Below are 6,013 nucleotides of genomic sequence, written 5' to 3' on the forward strand. Positions count from 1 at the left end.
CTGCTCTTCGTCCATGCCGGCGAGTGTCGGATCCAGTCGCGCGCCGGCCGGGACGTGACCCACGCCTTCCCCGAGATCGCGGCCGCCGCGGTCTCGAGCCTGCCCTCGGGCGTCGTGATCGACGGCGAGATCGTCCTGTGGGGTGACGAGGTCGACGACTTCGTCGAGCTCGAGCGCCGCCTCAACGACACCGCGACGGCCACGCTGCGGGAGCGCCACCCCGCGTCGTTCATCGCGTTCGACCTGCTCTCCGGCGCCGGCATGGACATGCGGCGCAGCCCGTTCCGCGTCCGCCGGCACGCCCTCACGATGCTGCTGGGCGACGAGCCCGCGCCGCTGCACCTGGTGCCGCAGACGCCGGACCTCGAGGAGGCGCGATCCTGGCTCGTGGTCTACGCCGACGCCCACGTCGGCATCGAGGGGGTCGTCGCCAAGGGGCTCGCCACGGCGTACGAGCCGGGCGGCCACCCGTGGCTCAAGGTCCGCACGCACGAGTCGGCCGAGTGCGTCATCGGCGCGGTCACCGGCAGCCTGCGGGCGCCCAGCCGGCTGATCCTGGGGCTGCTCGACGGCGACGGCCTGCTCGGGCCGGTCGGCTGCACGGTCGAGCTGACCCTGCCGCAGAGCCGCCGCATGGCGTCACTGCTGGCACCCGCCGACTCGTCCCACCCGTGGACCCTGCCCGAGGCGATCCTGGACACCCCGGGCTAGACCGGACCGCCGGTCGCCGGCGCCCTCGTCGCACCGACGCACGTCGTCGAGGTGTCGGTGCTGCAGGGCGAGGACGCCCAGGAGTGGACGACGCCCCGCGAGCTCCTGCGGTCCCGCCCCGACCTGCGCCCGGACGACCTGCAGGCGCGCGGGATGCGCGCCTGAGGCGTCGGACGTACGGACCTCAGTCCGCCAGGCGCTGGTCGGCCGAGGCGCGCAGCGAGTCGGCGAAGCCGCTGTCGTGCTCGACCAGCTCGCTGATCGCCTCGCTGCCGAGGCGCAGGGCCCGCAGCGGCGTCGCGGCGATGACCGAGGCGCTGCGCAGCCGGTGGTTGACCAGGGCTATCTCGCCGAACACGTCACCCGCGCCGAGCGTCGCGATCGTCGCGCCGCCCTTGCGGATCTCCGCGGAGCCGTCCAGGACGATGTAGGCCGAGTCGGCCGGGGTCGACTCCATGATGACCGACCAGCCGGCGGGGATGTTGACGGCCGTCCCCACGGTCGCCAGCCTCTCCACGAGACTCGGGTCGAAGCCGGTTGAGCGCGTCAGCGCCTCGACGACCTCGGGATCTGCCTTGGGCTTGCCGAACATGCGGACACCTTTCCTCGGGGGAGCTACCCGTCCGGCAGCGACCGCAGACGGGATTGCCACACGGTAGCGTCTCCGGTCACTACATTGGGAAGTCGAACCGAATCGGCCCGAACCATCTCGGACCCGGGCGGCGTACGAAACGGAGATCCGTCGTGGCGCGAGTCCACCGCTGGGGCACCGACTGGCTCGTGGGACCCGCCGACCAGCCCGTCCGCCGGCTCCGGGTGCGGGTCCAGGTGGCGCTGACGATCCTCCTGATCCTGACCAACGTGATCGGCGCGGCCATCGTGTTCGGCCTGACGTTCCTCATCACCCCCGGCGGCGGACCCAGCGCGACGTTCCTGACCTCGCTGGCGATCGCGGTGCCGGTGTACGTCGCGCTGGCCGTCGTGATCGGGGCCGCGACCGTCACGGTCAGCGCGCTGCGGGCCCTGCGCTGGGTCATCGCGGACGAGCAGCCGACCCTGCTCGAGCGGCGCACGACACTGCGGCTGCCGTGGCGGCTGACCCTGATCCAGTCGGCCCTGTGGGGCTGCGGGGTCGTCGTGTTCACCGTCATCGCCCTGCTGGCCCAGCCGGAGGCGGCGCTCAGCACGGTGTTCGCGGTCGGGATCGCCGGGCTCGTGGTCAGCGCGATCGCGTATCTCTTCACCGAGCTCGCGCTGCGCCCCATCGCCGCGCGGGCACTGGCCGGGCGCACCGACGAGAGCGAGATGGGCGCCGGCGTGGAGCGCCGGATGGTGCTGTTCTGGCTGCTCGGGACCGCCGCGCCGGTGCTGGGCCTGGTCGTCGCGGGCCTCGTCGCGCTGATCCGTGACGACGAGGACATCACCCGGCTCGCCTCGATCGTCCTCGGGCTGGCCGCCGTGATCCTGGTGTTCGGCCTGCTCGTCACGGTGCTCAACGCCCGCGCCGTCGTCGCGCCGATCTCGTCGGTGCGGCACGCGCTCTCCCGCGTCGAGGGCGGCGACCTGGAGGTCGAGATCCGGGTCGACGACGGGTCCGAGCTCGGGCTGCTCCAATCGGGCTTCAACCAGATGGTCCGCGGCCTGCGGGAGCGCGAGGAGATCCGCGACCTGTTCGGCCGCCACGTCGGGCAGGCCGTCGCGTCCGCCGCCACGACGGGCCGGATCGAGCTGGGCGGCGAGACCCGCCTCGTCTCGGTCCTGATGATCGACCTGGTGGGCTCCACGACGTACGCCGAGACCCGCGAGCCCGCCGAGGTCGTGGAGATGCTCAACCGGTTCTTCGCGATCGTCGTCGAGGAGGTCGACCGGCGCGACGGGCTGGTCAACAAGTTCATGGGCGATGCGGTGCTGGCGATCTTCGGCGCCCCGGTCGACCTCGACGACCACGCCGGCGCGGCCCTGGCCGCCGCCCGCACGATCGCGTCCCGGCTCCGCGACGAGATGCCCGAGATCGGCGCCGGGATCGGCGTCTCGACCGGCCAGGCCGTCGCCGGCAACGTCGGCGCCCGGTCCCGGTTCGAATACACCGTGATCGGCGACGCGGTCAACGCCGCGGCCCGGCTGACCGAGCTCGCCAAGGACGTCGACGGCGGGGTCCTGGTCGCCACGACCAGCGTGACGGAGTCGAACGCCGACGAGCGCAAGCACTGGGCCGAGCACGGTGCCACGGTGCTGCGCGGACGTACCGAGGAGACCGCGACCTCCCGCCTGGCCTGAGGCGGTGCGCGAACGAAAAAGCCCCGTTCCTCCCTGCGATGCGGGAGGAACGGGGCCGTCTTGCGCGCCCGAAGGGATTCGAACCCCTAACCTTCTGATCCGTAGTCAGATGCTCTATCCGTTGAGCTACGGGCGCACACCCCGAAGGGCCTCGTCGATCCTATCGTGGCATGCCCCGAGGATAAAATCCGGCTCCGACTTGTGAAGTCGCCATGGGCGTGCAACGGCTCCACTAGTGTGACGGGTCACAACCTTTCACCTATCTGGAGGCCACCCACATGGCTCGATCGCTGCGCCTCATCGCCAGCGCGGCATCCACCATCGCCCTCGTGGGGGCCGGCCTCGCCGTCTCCACCACGACGGCGGTCGCGGATCCCGCAGCTCCCGGCACGGACCCCTGCCCCGTCGCCTACGACACCACGACCCTGACGCCGGGCCAGCCCGTCACGGGCCTGACCACGGTGCGCGGGACGACGCCCGAGGAGTTCCACGGGACCTACATCGGCACGATCGACAACGGGATCGGCGACGGCCTCGACCTGCCGATCTTCGACATGGAGGACAGCCGCATCACGTCCGCCGACGGCACGGTCGACGCCGGCATCTGGGCCGGCATGTCGGGCTCGCCGGTCTACGACGACGCCTCCGGCCAGCTCATCGGCGCGGTGTCGTACGGCTTCAGCAGCATCCCGAGCCGTCGCGCCGGCGTCACGCCCGCGACCTACCTGTACGGACTCGCGGACGCCAAGTACTCCTCGCTGTCCACGGCCCGGGCCAAGGTCTCGGCGAGCAGGAGCGAGGCCGCCGCGATCGCCAAGGCCAGTGACGACCCGGCGCCGCTCGGCCAGGGCCACGTGCTCAAGCCCAGCAAGCAGGTCTCCGGCACCACCAGCGCCCGCGCCAATGCCAACGCCAAGAAGTCGCCGCTGCTGCAGAAGAAGGCGTCGTTCAAGGACGGCGACTTCCGCGCCGCGGGCGGCTCGTCCGGCATTGACGCCGACTACCCGATCGTCCCGGGCGGCAACATCGCGACGACGTTCTCGACCGGCACCATCACGACCGCTGCGATCGGCACGGTCACCGCGATCTGCAACGGCACCCAGGTCTTCGCGTTCGGCCACCCCGACGAGTTCACCGGCAAGTCGACCGAGACGTTCAACGGCGCCAGCGCGGTCGACGTCCAGGAGGACGCCGGCTTCGGCACGTCCTACAAGCTCGCCAACGTCGGCAAGGTCAAGGGCGTCATCAACCAGGACCGCCTGCAGGGCATCCTCGGCACGCTCGGCCAGGCCCCGGCGGACAACACCGTGGTGACCACCAAGACGACGGGCCTCGGCGAGACCAAGGCCTCGCGGACCGATGTCGCGGTGCCGTACGCCCTGCCGTACGTCGTCGCGTCGCAGGTCGGCAGCGACATCATGACGGTGCTCAACCAGTACGCCGGCGGCGACGCCCTCGTCACCTGGAAGATCACCTACACCCGCAGCGGCCTCCCGGGCACGCAGACGTTCAAGCGCTCCCAGCGCACGTCGACGCAGGACTACTTCCCGGACACCGCCTCGTACGAAGCGGCGAACGACATCGAGGCGCTGCTGGGCAACGGGTTCGAGAAGGTCAAGATCAGCACGGTCCAGATCAAGTCGACGCTGCTGCCGGACTACCGGGCGTACAAGCCGACGGGTGCGCAGTACTACTACGCCGGCAAGTGGCGCAACGCGACCTCCAGCATCAAGACCAAGCCGGGCACCACGACCAAGGTCCGCATCAAGCTCGGCCCGGCCGACGCGTTCACCGACGTCGAGCCGACGACGGTCGAGACGTCGATCACGACGTCCAAGAAGGCCAGCCGCTCGGGCTCCGTGACGTTCACGGGCCTGGCGAACACCTACTTCGAGGATGACGAGTTCGGCGTGTTCTACGACGACGAGTACGAGGAGGTCCTGCCGGCCGACCTCGACGAGGTGCTCGAGCTGCTGGCCGCGCAGCCGCGCCAGGACTCGATCGAGTCCGAGCTGCGCTACAAGACCGCCAAGAAGTCGACGCTGACGAGCCTGCGCACCGTGCGGGCCCCCGGCGTCGTCCAGGGCGATCTCCGGATCCCGGTGACGTTCGTCAAGAAGTAGTCCGCAGGACGGGTCAGGGGTGGGGTGCCGGTCCGGCACCCCACCCCTGACTTACGTGTGACCATGTTCACCCGGCTGGCCATGTCCACTTCCTGGCAATCGCCGTAAAGTCGTGTGAATCGTCACCGCCCGTCGGTGACGAGATCATCACACATCAGCTGCTCGTGGCGCCCAGATGCCACGAGAGTGCGAGTCAATGCGCTTGGCCCGCGATGCGCGAGAAGGAAAAGTTCACACATGTCTGCAGACACCAGCACCACCACCTACCGCTCGACCTACGCCAAGCTCCAGGACTGGGTCGACGAAGTAGCCGCCCTGACCAAGCCGGCCGACATCTACTGGTGCGAGGGCTCGCCCGAGGAGTGGGTGCGGATCACCGACAAGCTCGTCGAGGCAGGCACCTTCAAGCGCCTCAACGAGGAGAAGAAGCCGAACTCCTTCTACTGCGCCTCCGACCCCAACGACGTCGCCCGCGTCGAGGACCGCACCTACATCTGCTCCGTCGACGAGAAGGACGCCGGGCCCACCAACAACTGGATGGCCCCGTCCGACATGAAGAAGCTCATGACGGAGCTCTACGACGGCTGCATGCAGGGCCGAACGATGTACGTCATCCCGTTCGTCATGGGTCACCTCGAGTCCGAGCACCCGATGTTCGGCGTCGAGATCACCGACTCGGCCTACGTCGTCGCGTCGATGACCGTCATGGCCCGCATCGGCAAGGACGTCCTGACCAAGATCGAGGAGACCGAGGCCGACTACGTGCCCGCGCTCCACTCGTCTGGCGCCCCGCTCGCCGACGGCGCCACCGACGTGCCGTGGCCGTGCAACGACACCAAGTACATCGTGCAGTTCCCCGAGGAGCGCACGATCTGGTCCTACGGCTCGAGCTACGGCGGCAA

At 69.9% G+C, this 6,013-nt stretch carries 3 protein-coding genes, 1 tRNA gene and 2 pseudogenes; 4 read left to right on the forward strand and 2 right to left on the reverse strand.

All coding sequences use genetic code 11. The features are described from left to right. Positions 1-711 (forward strand): annotated as a pseudogene (locus JWQ91_RS01465) (hypothetical protein); the annotation flags it as partial. Positions 712-895: 184 nt separating this feature from the next. Here JWQ91_RS01465 and JWQ91_RS01470 read toward each other — a convergent pair. Then, the gene (locus tag JWQ91_RS01470) at positions 896-1,303 is read right to left on the reverse strand and encodes a cyclic nucleotide-binding domain-containing protein (RefSeq protein WP_297779829.1); all 408 of its coding nucleotides are present in this window, start codon (positions 1,301-1,303) and stop codon (positions 896-898) included. A 152-nt stretch (positions 1,304-1,455) separates the two neighbouring features. Between JWQ91_RS01470 and JWQ91_RS01475 the strand changes: the two genes are divergently transcribed. Further along, a complete protein-coding gene (locus JWQ91_RS01475; RefSeq protein WP_297779832.1) occupies positions 1,456-2,988 on the forward strand; it encodes an adenylate/guanylate cyclase domain-containing protein in 1,533 nt (510 codons plus the stop codon). A gap of 63 nt (positions 2,989-3,051) precedes the next feature. Here the strand turns inward: JWQ91_RS01475 and JWQ91_RS01480 are convergent. Then, a tRNA-Arg gene (locus JWQ91_RS01480) sits at positions 3,052-3,124 on the reverse strand. 142 nt (positions 3,125-3,266) lie between these two features. On the opposite strand from JWQ91_RS01480, the gene JWQ91_RS01485 reads away from it, so the two are divergent. Next, positions 3,267-5,111, forward strand: a complete 1,845-nt coding sequence (locus JWQ91_RS01485) for a hypothetical protein (protein WP_297779834.1) — start codon at positions 3,267-3,269, stop codon at positions 5,109-5,111. 237 nt (positions 5,112-5,348) lie between these two features. Continuing rightward, positions 5,349-6,013 (forward strand): annotated as a pseudogene (locus JWQ91_RS01490) (phosphoenolpyruvate carboxykinase); the annotation flags it as partial.

The organism is Aeromicrobium sp., assembly GCF_025965075.1.
Lineage (GTDB): Bacteria > Actinomycetota > Actinomycetes > Propionibacteriales > Nocardioidaceae > Aeromicrobium.

What these genes read in the sequence shown, in the direction of transcription:
- JWQ91_RS01470 (WP_297779829.1), bottom strand. Translation starts at nt 1,303, where the DNA reads ATGTTCGGCAAGCCCAAGGCAGATCCCGAGGTCGTCGAGGCGCTGACG.
- JWQ91_RS01485 (WP_297779834.1), top strand. Translation starts at nt 3,267, where the DNA reads ATGGCTCGATCGCTGCGCCTCATCGCCAGCGCGGCATCCACCATCGCC.